Genomic DNA, 17,074 nt, shown 5'->3' on the forward strand with positions numbered 1-17,074 from the left:
TCGCTGTTATTGGCGGGGCTTCCTTCTCTGAATATAGGAGATAGATATCATGGAAAAGAGATTAATTATTTTATCAGCCTGCCTGGCTTTTTCACTTTCTGCCTTTTCCCAAAAGCAGAAAAAGCAAGGGAATGCGCCCGCTTCCTGGTCGGAAAGAATCGCTGTTGCCAAACAGAATGCCTATGAGCAAATGAAAAAGAGCTCTCTTCCGGTCGCATCCAAAGTAATAAAAGCAAAGAAAGCAGCTGAAAAGTTTACCGCCGATGTAACAGGACTGGATGAAATAGTGCTTTATACCTGGGGTACTGTCGACGGTACTGCCGACGACCAGGCTGTATGGGCCAATGCCCGGCTGATCGCAGCCGACGGCTCGTCTGTCTGGCTGAATGACCTGAAGGATACCTTCAAAGAAACGGGAACAGGGCGCCTGGTCTTTAATGCCAACGCCAAAAATGTTCCGGTCGTTATGGCTGGAAAAACCTATGAACGGACGATCATGGCGAATGCCAATACACAGATCGTCGTACCTTTGGATAAGAAATATGTCCGCTTTGAAGCTGAGATCGGACTGGAAAACCGTTCCTCTGCGGGAACAGTTATTTTCCGCTTGCAAGGAATAACCGGAAAAGAGTTATCCGAAGATATTATTGCCGGTTTCCCGGCTGAATCGGCACAATTCCTTCCGTTTGCCGGAAGTGATATGAAAGCTTTGGTTACGACCTATAATGCCGATATAGAAAAACATATCGCTCAGTCCGTTGTCGACCTGTTGACGGATAAGGCGTATTTTACAACCCGGATCGCTACTGCCGGTCAGGAAAAAGAGTTGGATAAACAGGTGATCGCTTATCTGAATATAGCACAGGATGCTATGCAGGTATACGAATTGCAGGAATCTTTGAGTTGGCTGAATGTACGGGCCGTCGAAGAGGCTTTTAATGATATGAAACGTAACAAATCGTTTGACCAGGATACCAATCAATCCAGGCTTTCCACACTGAAAGCATTGGTAAGTAAAGGTTTCTCCGGTATCTATTCGAACGATGCGACTTCTATAAAAGAGGCAAAGGATGCTTTGCAGTTGAAACATGATATCCTGCTGGCTAATCCGGAACTGGATATGGATAAACTGATTGTCGGCCGTTATCATATAGGGACGAATGCCCGGCAGATCAACCCCCGTTCACTGGGTACGCAAAATAATAACTGGTCGAACCAGACTTCCGCCGCCCGTGGCGGATTCGATGCAGAAATCGTCGAATTGTCAAACCTGCGGGGCGATATTCAGTCGCGTACTATCTTCAAACCGGATAACGGCTCGTCCGTTCCCGATCTGAAACTGCATTGGGATGCCGACCGTATCATGTTCTCTATGGTCGATACCGATAAACGCTGGCAGGTCTTTGAAGTTGGTGTAGATGGAAAAGGATTGAAGAAACTGGTTGAATCGCCGGAAAAAGATCTGGAGTTTTTTGATGCCACCTGGCTGCCTTCCGGTAAGATCATGGCCATATCCAATATCGGTTATAACGGCGTGCCTTGTGTCAACGGTAACGACGAAGTAGGTAATATGTGCCTGTACGATCCGAAGGACGGTTCGTTGCGCCGTCTGACATTCGACCAGGATGCCAACTGGTCGCCGGTGTTGATGAATAACGGCAAGGTGATGTACACCCGTTGGGAATATACCGACCTGACGCATTATTTCTCCCGCTTTGTCATGCACATGAATCCGGACGGAACGGAACAGAAAGCACTTTACGGTAGCGGTTCTTATTTCCCGAACAGTACGTTCGATGCCAAGCCGATCCCCGGACAGGCATCCGGTTTTATCGGAATTATTTCCGGTCATCATGGCGTTGCCCGTTCCGGCCGCCTGATCCTGTTCGATCCGTCCAAAGGACGTAAGGCTGAACTGGGAATGGTGCAGGAGTTGCCTTTCCGTGACCGAAAGATAGAACCGATCGTTAAAGACCGTTTGGTGGATGACGTCTGGCCTCAGTTCATTAAACCTTATCCATTGAATGATAAATATTTCCTGGTAGCTGCCAAATTGAATCCGAATGCTCTGTGGGGTATTTATCTGGTGGATGTATTCGACAATTTAACATTGATTGCAGAATTTGAAGGCGAAGGATTGATCCATCCGATACCGGTCAGAAAGACACCGGTTCCTCCGGTTATCCCTGATCGTACGAAACCCGGAACGAAAGAGGCGACAGTCTTCATTCAGGATATTTACGAAGGAGAAGGATTGAAAGGCGTACCACGCGGTACGGTGAAAGCCTTCCGTGTGCTTTCTTATGAATATGCTTATAACAGAACACCGTCCGATCATTGGGCGCAGGGTGTTCAGAGCGGATGGGATATTAAACGTTTGCTCGGAACCGTTCCGGTAGAAGAAGATGGTTCAGCCTTGTTCTCCATACCGGCGAATACGCCTATCTCGCTTCAGCCGCTCGATTCGTGCGGACGTGCGGTACAATGGATGAGGAGCTGGCTGACCGGTATGCCGGGTGAAACCGTTTCCTGTATCGGTTGCCATGAGGATCAGAATCAGATACCTATCCCGAAACGGGTGGTAGCTTCGACAATCAAACCGCATGAGATCACCCTTCCGGAAGGAGGCCAGCGTCCGTTCACCTTTGAACTGGAAGTTCAGCCGATCCTCGACCGGGCTTGTATTGCTTGTCATGACGGTTCCAATAAATTAGCTGACTTTACCGGTGGACGTATCGACAAATTCTCCGGATTTGGTGAAAGTTACCTGAACCTGCATCCATACATACATCGCCAAGGGCCGGAAGCGGAAATCGAAGTGTTGAATCCTTATGAATATCATGCCTCCACCAGCCAGTTGATCAAGATGCTGAGAACGGGACATCATGGTGTGGAATTAACAGATAAGGAATGGGGTACGCTGTATAACTGGATTGACTTTAATGCTCCTTACCATAGTAAGTTTAAGGCAAATATATTTAAAGGCATAGAACAGATCAGCCGTCGTACGGAACTGACCGAAAAATATGCAGGCTCGGGTGTGGACTGGCAGACAGAAATCCGCAACTATGCCGACTATCTGGCTAAACAGCCGAAACCGTCTCCTGTAAAACCTGAACGTCAGGAATATAAAGATAAAGAGGTGAAGGTGAAAGGCTGGCCTTTTGATGCGGATGCAGCCAAAGATATGTTGGCAAAAGAACAGGAGACAAAGAAAAGTATCGAACTGGCTCCGGGCATTGTCATGAATTTTGTCCGTATCCCTGCCGGTCAGTTTGTCATGGGTATAAACCGGAAACATTCCGATTATTCGCCGGCAAACAAGCAGGAAGTGAAAAAAGCCTTCTGGATGGCGGAGATCGAAGTAAGTAACGAACAATTCCGTACGATCTTCCCGGATCATAACAGCCGTTTCGTCAACCAACTTTGGAAAGACCATGTACACGAGGGATATCCGGCTAACAATCCGGAGCAACCTGCTATCCGTGTCAGTTGGGAAGAAGCAATGGCTTTCTGCAAGAAGTTAAGTGAGAAAACAGGCTTGAAAGTGACATTGCCGACAGAGGTGCAATGGGAATGGGCTTGTCGTGCGGGTAGCGGAGACGATTTCTGGTACGGAGCATTGAATACGGACTTCTCGCAATATGAAAATATGGGTGATAAGCAGTTGAACAAACTGGCGGTAAGAGGTGTGAATCCCCAGCCGATGAGTCCTTCTGATCCCTGGTATAAATATTATACTTTCCAACCGAAAGATAATAATGTAGACGACGGTAACATGCTGATGGTAAAAGGTGGAGGTTATCAGGCAAACCCGTGGGGATTGTATGACATGCAGGGCAATATAGCCGAATGGACACGTTCCGATTATCTGCCTTATCCGTACAGCGAGAAAATGCAGGGTAGCGGATCGGAAAAAGTTGTTCGCGGCGGTTCATGGACCGACCATCCGAAAACGGCAACAGCGTACTATCGCAAATCTTACCTGCCCTGGCAGAAAGTTCATAATGTAGGTTTCCGTGTGATTATAGAAGATTAAATATAAAGTGAGCGCATTTAAGTATGTAATAATTGGATTGGCAGTCGGGGTAACTTTCGTTTGTAATGCGCAAACGAAGTTACCTCCGGCATGGCAATCTTCCCTCGTCAGAATCAGTGATGAAGGCACTTTGACGTATGTTCCGGATGAAGACGGAAATACGATCCCGGATTTCAGCCGGGTAGGTTATCACCACGGGGATAAAAGTATTCCCGTATATCCGGTCGTAAAAGAGGTCTTTCCTGCTAAGGAGGGAGATAGCGGTGCATTGATCCAGCAGGCTATCGACGAAGTTGCACGCAGAAGTCCGGATGAGAACGGGCATCGCGGGACTATATTACTGAAACGGGGTGTGTATAAGATAGCCGGTACGATTGTCATCCATACGAGCGGCATTGTCCTGAAAGGAGAAGGAGATAATCTCAATGAAACCCGTTTGATTGCTACCGGAAAAGAAAGACGTTCGTTGATACAGGTGAAAGGTCGTGGGGATATGCAGGAAGTACAGGGTACAAGAGTGAAGATCGCAGATGATTTTGTACCGGTCGGCAGTCATTCCTTCCGCGTATCTTCAACCGAAGGATTCAGAGCGGGCGACCGTGTGATCGTTTACCGTCCCGGCACACAGGAGTGGATACATGCCATTAAGATGGACCAGATCGTGGAACGGAAAGGTACGCGCCAATGGACACCGCGGGAATATAATCTGGCGTTTGAACGGGAGATCGTCAAAGTAGAAGGAAACCGTATTTTTATCGACAATCCCGTCGTTATGCAAATGGATAAAAGATTCGGTGGTGGAGAGGTCTATACATATCGTTTTGACGGACGTATCAGCGAAGTCGGTGTATCTGATATCTGCTTTGAGTCTGAATTCGAAGATTACGAGGATCTGGAACATGCTTGGATCGCTGTCGAACTGGATAAGGCGGAGAATTGTTGGGTGAAAAATATTACCGCCCGTTATTTTGCTTACTCGGCTGTCAGTTGTGAACGTTCTGCCAAAAATGTTTCTGTAATAGATTGCCGTTGCCTGGAATCGAAATCTTTGATAACAGGGGGATATCGTTACTCTTTCAACAACTGGGGACAACAAAATCTCTTTATGAACTGCCAGGCTACGGAAGGCCGTCATGATTATGTGACCGGTGCCCAGGTTTGCGGACCGAACGTATTCTATAACTGCACGGCTTCCCAGACATTTGCGGATATAGGTCCGCATCATCGTTGGGCGATCGGTACCTTATATGATAATATCGTAACCGATGGAGAAATAAATGTACAGGATCGCGGACAGATGGGAAGCGGTCATGGCTGGGCAGGTGTGACGCAGGTTGTATGGAACTGCCGGGTAAAACGCGCAGCGGTACAGAGTCCGTGGACTTCCGGAAAGAATTATTGTATCGGCTTGAAAGGGGAGAAGTATCCCGGTCATTTTACAGATCGTCCGGATGGCATCTGGGAAGGACGGAATGAAATCAATATCTTCCCCCGTTCCTTGTATATGGCCCAGTTGATGGCCCGGCAGAAAAAGAAAGATTTGTGTATTTTAATTAGATAGGTAGTTAGCAACAGCGTAAAGGCGCAGACGATTTTTTTCGTTCTGCGCTTTTTATTTGGGGAGTATATCAGATATGTGCTGATAAATACATCTGTTTGTCAAAAAATACAGCCTTGTTTGTAAGTAATGTCTTGTTTAATTGTGTCATACTATTGAAAACGATACAGATATAGTTAAAGAATAAGAGATATAAGTACACAAACAATAATGATGAACAAGCAGATCAATAAAATATTGGAAGAGAATTTGCTGGATGAAGTAAATGTGAATAAAGAATGGGAACGACTTTATGACACGATTTTACAGGAATCTATGGCTCATTCTGTTTTGAAGAGAAAAAGAAAACTTTTTTCCCATTTTCTGAAATTAGTTGCAGCTGTATTATTAGGAGCTTTTCTTGCAACCGCTTTTTTTCAGATGAATCCGAAAGATCACTCTTTGAAAAGCAGTTCCTATAAAATAATGACAGGTAAAGGCGAGAAAAGTTTCCTGCAACTTCCTGACGGGACTAAAGTATGGTTAAATACTTGTACTTCACTTGAATATTCGGTGGGTTATGGAGTAAATAACCGGAACATAGTCTTGGTGGGTGAAGCCTATTTCGAAGTAGCCAAAAACAGGGATATACCGTTTATTGTAAAAACAGATGGTTTGGAAGTAAAAGCGTTAGGTACGGCCTTTAATGTCTGTGCATATGAAAATGAAGCCAAATTGACGACAACACTTTTTTCCGGACAAGTGATGGTACATCCTTTCTCTACAAAACAAGAAATCTTATTGAATCCCGATCAGGTAGCTATTTATCATAAAAATGAAAACAAGATAGAGACAATGCCTTATCAGACGCAACTGTTCACAGAATGGAGAGCAGGAGGATTGTCTTTCGAAATGATGTATCTGGAAGAAATAGCGAAGTTGCTGGAGCGTAATTATGATGTTGTATTTCATTTCAGGAACCAGCGGATAAAGTCATTACGTTTTAGTGGTTATTTTAATAATAATGAATCGCTTACGGATATCCTGAAAGTAATAAAAATAAATACATCTATTAATTATCGGATGGTCAAAGATACGGTTATTATTGAATAGATAGTGTGAATATATAAATATCATAGCCTATGGAATAAAAAGTATAGAAGAAAAAATCATGTATTGTTGTACTTATTATAGCCTATATTCTTATAAACTGATAGTTGTTTAATCTTAAATTAATGATTATGCTAAATTATTTTTCCATAAGGAGTCAGAAAAAATACGGTAGAGTTTGGTATTGCTTTTTCAGGTATATTATACTCATCTGCCTTTGTGCTTTTGTGCTTCCGGTACAGGCTACAACCGGTAAATCGCAAGTGATTACCCTGAATATTTCGCAGGGAAACATTACGGATATATTTAAAGAGATAGAAAAGCAGAGTGACTATCATTTTTTTTATAATGATGAGCAGATCGATACCAATAAGCAAGTGAAAATAAATGTTTTCTCTTCTTCTATAGAGGATGTTCTCAAACAATTGTTTAAAGGAACAAATATTACATATAAGGTAGTAGATCACAGTTATATTGTGTTGACCAATAAATATTTTAAAAATATATCTCCTAACCCGGGTCAGAAAGGTAAGTGTATAACCGGCAGGGTTGTAGATCCGACTGATTCTCCTTTAATAGGTGTAAATGTGGTAGTCGAGGGAACAGCTTCGGGTACGATAACCGATCAGAACGGGGAATATTCATTAGAAAATGTTCCGGACAATGTTAATTTACTTTTTTCCTATGTGGGTTATTTACCCCGGACTATAAAAACCGGGAATGAAACCTTACTTAATGTAATCCTGGAAGAAGACACGAAAAGGTTGGACGAAGTGGTGGTGGTAGGATATGGAACCCAGAAAAGGATCAATCTTACCGGAGCGGTACAGAATATTACCAGCCAGGATCTTATCAAACGTAATGTCGGTAATACGTCTACAGCTCTGCAGGGATTGATCCCCGGTGTTTCTGTGGTACAATCATCCGGTAGGCCGGGAGCCGACGGCGGTAATATTACTATCCGGGGAACGGGATCCCTGAACTCTTCTACCTCTCCTCTTATTCTCATTGATGGAGTAGAAGGAGACATCAACAACGTCGATATGAATGCCATTGAATCTGTTTCTATACTGAAAGATGCGGCATCTGCATCTATCTACGGATCGAGAGCTTCCAATGGGGTAGTCCTGGTTACAACGAAACGTGCCCAGGGGGAAGGTGTAAAAGTCTCCTATAACGGTTATGTCGGTTTGAATACACCAACTTCCATGCCTGATCCGGTAAATGCGATCGAGTACATGGAAGCGGTGAATGTTGCTCGTGCCAATGCCGATATGGATCCCCAGTATTCGGAGGATATTCTTAATATATACAGAACACAAGGGGCGGATAACATTAATTATTACGATACGGATTGGAGAAAGGCTGTGATTAAAAATACGGCATTGGTACATAACCACTCTGTCAGTTTAAGCGGAGGATCCAAGATGTTCCATGTTTTTGCAAATGGCGGTTACTATTATCAGGATGGACAAATCTCGAATAACACCTATTCCCGTATGACCTTGCGTCTAAATACAGATGCCCAGTTGACCAAATGGCTGAAGGTTGGTTTGGATGTCAATATTCGTCAGTCGAAAGCAACTAATCCCTGTCTGGACAGCCCGGAAAGCATAATCAACAAAGCTCTTACTTTCACCCCTGTCTTTTCAGGTGTGAATAATGACGGCAGTTGGGGATTCGGACAGAATGGCGACAATCCTATAGCAGTATCCAAAGTAGCCGGTGTTGCGACAGGTGTAACGCCTGAGTTGGGTATAAAAGGATTTGTCTTACTACAGCCTTTCAAAGGTTTTGAAGCATTGGCTAGTTACAGCAGTCGTAAAGTCGAGTATAAGTCGGATTCATTCATCAATCCTTACGACACCTATGAAAACGGTGTTTTTAAAACGACTTATCCGGCTAACGGAAATTCGAAATATGAAGGATGGAGCCAGACGATCACCAATCAGTTCAATGCCCAGGCCTCTTATGAAACGAACATACTCAGAAATTATTTGAAAATATTGGCAGGTGTGCAGACAGAAGAACTGACCAACCGGGGATTTTCTGCAAGCAGAAAAGGTTTTGAGTTTGAAGGATTTGAAGAGTTGAATCATGGTGATATTTCAACAGCATCTAATGCCGGAACACGCAACGAATGGGCGATGATGTCGTATTTTGCACGTGTGAATTATGCTTTTGCAGATCGTTATTTGCTGGAGTTGAACGGCAGATGGGATGCTTCTTCCCGTTTTATGAAAGGACATCGGTGGGGCTTTTTTCCTTCATTTTCTGTTGGTTGGAGAATCTCTGAAGAGTCTTTTTTTCTCCCGGCTAAAAAGTGGGTGGATAATTTAAAAATACGTGCTTCTTATGGAACCTTGGGAAATCAGGATATTATTTTAGGTGGTAATCCCGTTTATTTCCCCTATGCTGCGTCCATAGCTTCCGGTTACGGTTATTGGTTTGATAAGAAAGAAGGGACAGGTGTTGCACAGACCCAGGTAGCCAACGAAAAGATTTCATGGGAAAAGTCGACCCAGTTCAATGCCGGAATAGATGCCGCATTACTCAATTCACGTTTGAGCGTGAATTTTGATTATTATATCCGGAATATAAATAATATGCTTCAACAATTTCCTATCCCGATGTATGTAGGATTGTCATCACCCTGGGAAAATGCCGGTTCTATGAGAAATAACGGCTGGGATCTGTCGGTTTCCTGGCGTGACCGGATAGGAAATGTCGGTTATCATATTACCGGAAATTTATCGGATGTGAAAAATGAAGTTACCAATCTGTATGGGAATGAATATATAGATACACAAATTATCCGCGAAGGACTTCCACTCCGTTCTTGGTACGGATATGTATCTGATGGTTATTTTCAGACTCAGGAAGAGATCAACGCCTCACCTGTATATGGCGGAAACAAAGAGAATATAAAACCGGGATATATAAGATATAAAGATATTAGCGGACCGGATGGAAAACCGGATGGTGAAATAAATGATTACGACCGTACCGTGATCGGTAATCCGTATGCCCGGTATGAATTTAGTTTAAATCTCGGAGCAGAATGGAAAGGTTTTGATTTTACTGTATTCTTACAAGGTGTTGGAAAACGGGATATCCTATATACTGAAGCGGGGGCACGTCCTTTCTATGTTGGGCGTACTATTTTTAAGAACCAGTTGGATTATTGGACACCGGAAAACAGGAATGCAGAATTCCCGTTGCTTCTGATCGACGGATCCGGCAATAATCCGAATAATATCGTATCTGATTTCTGGATCAAGAGCGGGGCTTATTTACGTATGAAAAATATGGTTGTCGGATATACGTTGCCTAAAAAAATATTAAGTAAATTGCATATCGATAATTTACGAATCTATGCCAGTGCCCAGAATTTATTTACGATTTGTAGTGCTTATAAAGGTTATGATCCTGAAAATTCAGTAGATAGAGGTAGTTTCTACCCGGTAATGCAGACTTTTACATTTGGTGTTGATATTCGTTTTTAAAAAATTATAGATATATGAAAAAGTTATTATTCAATATAATACCAGGAATCATTGTCATAATGCTGGCAGGATGTTCCGATTTTCTCGACAAAACATCTTCCGATTATTCATCTTCCGGTTTCTATCAGTCTGAAGCGGCTATTAAAAGTGGAGCTGAAGGAGTGTATAATTATTTATATATGGAGCTTGGCTATGCCATACCTTTTAATATTTCACTTGATCATTATACCGGTATGGCCTTTGAACGAAATGAAAATACGACGATAGGAGCGGGTGGCGGACTCAATCCGGATAATAATGAAGTAAAAACATTCTGGAATAAATTATATATTGTGATTGCCCGCGCCAACTCCGTGATATACGGATCAAAAGAGTATATTGACGGACTGGGTGATAATGCTCATCAGTATTTGGCAGAAGTGAAAGTGCTCAGGGCGTTCGCCTATTATAATCTGATAGCGACATATGGGGATGTTCCTTTCTTCACAGATCCGGTCACTATTGAGCAATATAAAGAAACTAGGGTTTCCAGAGAAGATATACTTGATTTTATTCTGACTGACCTGGAAGAATCCGCATCAGCTTTACCCTGGATTGCTACAAGCCGTGGACGTGTGGATAAAGCGGTTGCATACGGTTTAAAAGCCCGGGCTGCTCTTTTAGGCGGTAGTCTCAATTATAGGGGACAAGGGGCGGATTATTTCCGTATATCGGCCGAGGCCGCCGGGAAAGTGATCGGACAGAGATCACTGGCTCAGAGTTTTGATGATTTGTTTAATATAACCGGACAGGCAAAGGCTGATGTCAGGAATGAAATGTTATGGGAATTAATGTATTCTGACCAGGGAATAAAAAAGACCCATGTGGTTGCCTTCGGTCAGGTATCCAGAAATACCGGGCAGACAGGTAGACATCCGTCCATGCTTTTAGCAGATACGTATGAATGCATAGACGGAAAGCGTATCGACGAATCTTCCTTGTACGATCCGCGATATCCGCAGAAGAACCGTGATCCCCGTTTCCGTTCTACACTTTGGATGCACGGCGATACGGCCACTGTGAATAATGGCAATCTTGTACGCCAGATAATCAATGCCTATGATATAGAGGCTCAGTTTTATGATTTCTCTTCAAATACCTGGTATCTGGCAAATAATGCAGATATAAACAGTTCGGCGGCATGGGCCAGTTTTTGTAATGCCGGTGTTGGATATATCTGGGCTAAATTCAGTAATGAAACAGCCGAGAATATCAGTGCCCAAAGTTGTAATATACCGATTATGCGTTATGCTGAAGTCTTATTGACTTATGCAGAGGCTAAAATAGAGTTGAATGAACTGGAAAATACGGTATATGATGCTATTAACCAGGTGCGTAACCGGGTAGCTATGCCGGATGTATCGGCAGACCGGATAGGAAATCAGGATAAAATGCGCCAACTGGTCCGTCGTGAACGTAAAGTGGAATTTGCTTTGGAAGGATTGCATCATGTGGATATGAGACGATGGGGGATCGGTGATTTGGAAAATGGCCAACCTACCTACGGACTTCCTTTGCCGGAGATTGGTTATGAAGGTCTGACTTCTACGGATATACCCAACTTTAAAACGTCTGAACGGACTGATTTGAATGATATCCCTAATTATGACGCTTATAAAAGTAAACTGAAAGTTCGTGACCGGAATCGTTTCTGGAATAAAAAATTTGAATTATGGCCTGTTCCTCAGTTGGAAAGAGACCGGAATCCAAATCTTTCACAGAATGAAGGTTATTGATAAACCAAAGCGACACAGGTGCCTGTATAGGCATCCTGTGTTGTCCTCAAATAAACGATTTTAGAATTTATGGTAACACGTCGAGATTTTCTTAAAGTGACAGCTGCCGGAAGTGCCTTGCTTACTGTGGGGGATTTTACGGAAGTGAAGAACAGGATGCATCCTTTTATCCAGTCTCCGGAATATTGTAATGAAACTTCACGTGATATTCCTTTTCTGGAAGAAACGGATGTTATTGTTGTAGGTGGCAGTTCCGGAGCTGTTGCAGCAGCCGTAGCAGCCAGGCGTGCCGGAAGTAATGTTTTTCTGATAGCTCCGCTTCCCTATTTGGGAGATGATATTTGCGGCTCATTCATGTATCAGGTCGATAAACGGAAAGAACAGCCTCAAACAGCCCTTGCCCGGAAAATATACTTTCCGGAGAATGATCCCCGTGAAACGTATCCGGATAAATCCGAGAGCCAGATACTTTATACACAATATAAAAGCCCTCTTCCCCTTCATGTGAAAACCATATTGGAGAATGAGCTGATCGATAACGGTATCCATTTTCTTTATAGTAGCTATGTAACCGATGTAATAAAAGATATAAAAGGTACTTTGGCAGGCGTGGTACTGGTGAACCGTTCAGGCCGGCAGGCTATCCGTGCCAAAGCAGTGATCGATGCAACACCACACGCTTTAATTGCGGAATTATGTGGTATCCCTTTCACACCTTTTACTCCTGGAAATCATATTTTAGAGTATACGGTTGTCGGTAATTCCGTTAAAGAAGCTCCGGAGATCCGTTCAGCGGAAACGATGCCTTTTACTTTCTCATCCGAGGGGAAAGAGTATCCTGTTATCCGTTATACTTTCAATTATCCCCTGAAAGGGAAGACGCATGCTTCTTTTATGGAAGCCGAGCAGTTTATCAGAGATATAACCTGGGATGCCGACCAGGTGGATAGCTCGGATGTACTTTGGTACATTCCGTCCTGGCATATCATTCCGGAAAGCGGTTATTCCGAAAAAATACAGTCTTTAGCGTCGCTTCCGCAAACCACATATGTTCCTAGCCTCATTAAATATCAGGAAGATGGAATAGATACAGTTCTTTCTGTTCATGCTTTGCCGAAAGAGGCGTTTACTTGTAATAAAGTCGAAAACCTCTGGCTAATGGGACCTTGTGCCGCTTTACCGAGAGATATTGCAGCTTGGTTGTTCCGTCCGGTAAACGGTATGACTTTAGGTGAAATTATAGGCGAACATGTTTCAAACAGTATTGCCGGAATAAAAATTGAAAAACAGATACAGGTCGTACCGGTAACGGCTCACGGCAGTAACTTTGGAGAAGTCAGAGAAATGCTGCATCCCCTGCGTCCCCAATCTGATAACGGTTATGTTCATTTGCCGCAAGGGGTATTACCTGTTTGGGGTAATTATGACGTGGTGGTAATGGGAGGAGGGACAGCCGGAGCCCCTGCCGGAATAGGTGCAGCCCGTCAAAAATCTAAAACATTGGTCCTGGAATATTTGCATGGTTTGGGTGGACTGGCAACACTGGGATTCATCGGTTGTTATTGGGATGGATTCCGGGAAGGATTTACGTCGGAGATAGATGAGGGTGTTAGAAAAATGGCTCCCGCCGATCATCCCAGGCAGATAAAATCGGATGGCAGATTCAGGGCTGACTGGAAAATGGAGTGGTACCGCCGGGAATTACGGAAAAACAAAGCAGATATATGGTACGGAGTAATAGGTTGCGGAGCGTTGGTGAAAAATGACAAGGTGGAGGGGATCATTATTGCTACCCCTTGGGGAAGAGGAGTAGTTTTAGCCAATACCGTAATTGACAGTACCGGAAGTGCTGATATCGCTATTGCAGCCGGAGCAAGTTACGAATACACCGGCAAAAAAAATATAGCAGTACAAGGCGGAGGACTTTCCCGTTTTAATCCGAATGACTATTATAACAATACAGACTGGACCCTGATTGACGATTCGGATGTGTTGGATGTTAGCCGGTTGTTCGTTCAGAGTAAAGTGAAATACAAAGGTCAGTATGATGTAGGAAAACTTCCTCAGACGCGCGAAAGAAGGCGGATGATCGGTGAATATGTTATCTCTGTGTACGATATCATTCATCATCGCCATTATCCGGATACCATTTCTTATCATCGCAGTTCCTTTGATACGCACGGTATGACTGTCAACCCTTTCTTTACCTTGAATCCTCCGGGTAAGCGGCATGTCATTTATGATGCGGATGTCCCGTTGAGGGCTTTGTTGCCGAAGGGATTGGATGGAATATTAGTAACGGGGCTGGGAGCGAGTGCCCATAGAGATGCTATGCCTGTGATCCGTATGCAGCCATGTTTGCAGAATCAAGGATATTCGGTCGGTTATCTGGCGGCTACAGCCAATAAAGAGCAGAAGCCGTTACGAAAAGTAAATATAAAACAGATACAAAAACATTTGGTCGGTAAAGGGATCCTTCCGGAGAGAGTATTGAAAGAGAAGGAGTTTAAAGGATTTACCGGTAAAGATCTGGAGGCTGCCGTCGAAAATGTCACTGATAATTATAAAGACCTGGAGGTTCTTTTAGCTGAAAAAGATAGATGTATTCCTTTGCTGAAAAAGAAAATAGGAACAGTCTCGGGTGAGGCGGAATTAATTTATGCCGGTATTTTGTGTACTTTGGGTGACAAGGAGCACGCCCGGATAATAGCAGAAAAGATCCGGTCTTATAAAGAATGGGATAAAGGTTGGCATTATACTGCATCTGCGCAATTCGGGGAGTGTATGAGCACATTGGATCGTCTGATCATGGTGTTGGGTAATACCGGTAATCCTGCCGTATTGCCGGTGATATTGGAAAAGGCACAATTGCTCCGGCTGGAAGATCATTTCTCTCATTTCCGCGCGATAACTACCGCTTGCGAGTGTATCCGTAGCCGGGATGCGGTTCCAGTATTGCGAAAACTGCTTACGCTGGAAGGAATGCGTTATCATGATTTACCTTCTTATGCAGTGGCAAGGAACCGGGTGGTCCCCTATATCCATGATATAACTTATCGCAACCGGATATTGAAAGAATTATTAGTTGCCGGAAGCTTATATAGTTGTGGTGATACCGATAAATTAGGCGAGAGCGTACTACGGAGGTATGCCGGTGGCTTGGAAGGGCACTATGCCCGTTTTGCTTATGAAACATTAAAAGACGGATGAAATGAAATATGATCTATTGAAAAGAATATGGATAATTTATCTTTTGTTTTTAACGGGGTGTCATCCGGAAACAAAAGTGGATGTTCTGATCATCGGCGGTGGTGCAAGCGGTAGTACTGCAGGCATTCAGGCCGCACGGATGGGAAGCAATACGTTGATCCTGGAAGAACATGAATGGTTGGGTGGCGCATTGACTTCAGCGGGGGTGAGTTGTATCGACGGTTGTTATAATTTGCCTGGTGGTTTGTTCGGGGAATTCAGAAAAGGATTGATAGAACACTATGGTAGCGAAGACGTGATGCATACTGCTTGGGTTTCGACTATTGCTGCGGAGCCTTCGGCTATGAATAAGGTTCTGAAGGGGATGGCTGCCAAAGAAAAGTTACTTTCCGTATGGTATAATTCGTTGGTGAAGGAAATTACTCCTTTGCAGGAAGGTTGGCTTGTGACGATCGACAAATCGGGAGAGCAGCAGACAATCCGTACCAAGGTTTTGATCGATGGAACGGAATTGGGAGATGTAGCGAAACTATGTAACGTGAAATACGACATCGGAATGGAGGCGCGTAGTATTTGCGGTGAGTCGATAGCCCCGGAGCAAGCCAATGATATTGTACAGGATATTACGTATGTCGCTGTTCTGAAAGACTATGGGAAAGATGTCACTATCCCTTGTCCGGAAAATTACGACCCTTCCGTCTTCTATTGTACATGTAAAACACCTGAATGTACGGATCCTAAAGAACCTGATCGGGTGTGGGACTGTGATCACATGATGCGGTACGGGAAATTGCCGAACAATAAGTATATGATTAACTGGCCAATCGAAGGCAATGACTTTTACGTAAATTTGATTGAAATGTCCTCTTCTGAACGTGAAGCGGCCCTGGATATGGCAAAAAACTTTACAATGTGTTATTTGTATTTTCTTCAAACGGAACTGGGATATAATACATTAGGATTGGCCGATGATGAATATCCTACAGCTGACAAGTTACCCTTCATACCTTATCATCGTGAATCACGCCGTATACATGGAAAAGTGCGTTTCACGCTAAATCACATAACGGACCCTTACAATCAACCGGAAAAATTATATCGAACCTGTATTGCAGTCGGTGACTACCCGGTAGACCATCATCATGCCCGTTACTCAGGCTGGACCGAGTTGCCTAATCTGTATTTCTATCCGGTTCCCTCTTTCGGACTACCGTTGGGTTCTCTTTTGCCGGAAGATATAGAAAATCTGATTGTTACCGAAAAATCTATATCTGTGTCTAACCTGGCTAACGGTACTACCCGGACCCAACCTGTTTTGATGCAGATAGGCCAGGCGGCGGGGGCTTTGGCTGCTCTTGCCGTCCGGGAAGAAAAATACCCTTCGGAAATTCCGGTGCGGAATGTTCAGAATGTTTTGTTGGATGCTGGTTGTTATTTGTTGCCTTATCTTGATCTGCCGGTGGAAGATAAACATTTCGGAGCTTTGCAACGGATCGGTTCTACAGGAATTTTACGGGGAAGAGGAGCTAATTATGGTTGGGCTAATCAGACCTGGTTCGACGCAGATTCCCTGTTAACCGGAAATACCGTACGGAAAGGTTTAAAAGACTGTTATCCTCAACTTGATCCGGATTTGCCGGATTCTACCTTAACATTGGCAGAGGCATTTACTTTTATAAGTGAATTAGGAAAGGCCGTGAAGGCGAATAAAGAGAGTTTTATGGAGGATGAACCTGCGTCTTTGTGGAAAAAGCTTGGGTTGGCCGATTATAATTCGTCCAGGAAAATAACGCGCAGGGAATTTGCCGTTTTGCTGGATGAATTGATAGATCCGTTCAATAATATTCCGGTAAATGTAAAAGGGGAGATAGTAACGGAAGGGAAGGAATAGGAAAAG

At 43.8% G+C, this 17,074-nt stretch carries 7 protein-coding genes; all 7 read left to right on the forward strand.

Going from position 1 to position 17,074, the window contains the following annotated elements:
- Positions 1-49 precede the first annotated feature (49 nt).
- The 7 genes from DWW23_RS21850 (at position 50) to DWW23_RS21880 (ending at position 17,068) form a co-directional block, all read left to right on the forward strand.
- Positions 50-4,039, forward strand: a complete 3,990-nt coding sequence (locus DWW23_RS21850; protein ID WP_122356172.1) for an SUMF1/EgtB/PvdO family nonheme iron enzyme — start codon at positions 50-52, stop codon at positions 4,037-4,039.
- 7 nt (positions 4,040-4,046) lie between these two features.
- Entirely contained in the window at positions 4,047-5,600 is a 1,554-nt protein-coding gene (locus DWW23_RS21855; RefSeq protein WP_122356174.1) for a hypothetical protein, read from the forward strand.
- A 207-nt stretch (positions 5,601-5,807) separates the two neighbouring features.
- On the forward strand, positions 5,808-6,689 hold the full coding sequence (locus tag DWW23_RS21860) for a FecR family protein (protein ID WP_233564417.1): 882 nt from the start codon (positions 5,808-5,810) through the stop codon (positions 6,687-6,689).
- A 128-nt stretch (positions 6,690-6,817) separates the two neighbouring features.
- On the forward strand, positions 6,818-10,192 hold the full coding sequence (locus DWW23_RS21865) for a TonB-dependent receptor (protein WP_233564418.1): 3,375 nt from the start codon (positions 6,818-6,820) through the stop codon (positions 10,190-10,192).
- Positions 10,193-10,206: 14 nt separating this feature from the next.
- Entirely contained in the window at positions 10,207-11,967 is a 1,761-nt protein-coding gene (locus DWW23_RS21870) for a RagB/SusD family nutrient uptake outer membrane protein (protein WP_122356178.1), read from the forward strand.
- 69 nt (positions 11,968-12,036) lie between these two features.
- Complete coding sequence (locus DWW23_RS21875) at positions 12,037-15,177, forward strand: FAD-dependent oxidoreductase (protein WP_122356180.1); 3,141 nt, start codon at positions 12,037-12,039, stop codon at positions 15,175-15,177.
- Position 15,178: 1 nt separating this feature from the next.
- Positions 15,179-17,068, forward strand: a complete 1,890-nt coding sequence (locus DWW23_RS21880) for an FAD-dependent oxidoreductase (RefSeq protein WP_122356182.1) — start codon at positions 15,179-15,181, stop codon at positions 17,066-17,068.
- Positions 17,069-17,074 lie beyond the last annotated feature (6 nt).

This window comes from Parabacteroides sp. AF14-59, from assembly GCF_003479515.1.
Lineage (GTDB): Bacteria > Bacteroidota > Bacteroidia > Bacteroidales > Tannerellaceae > Parabacteroides > Parabacteroides faecis.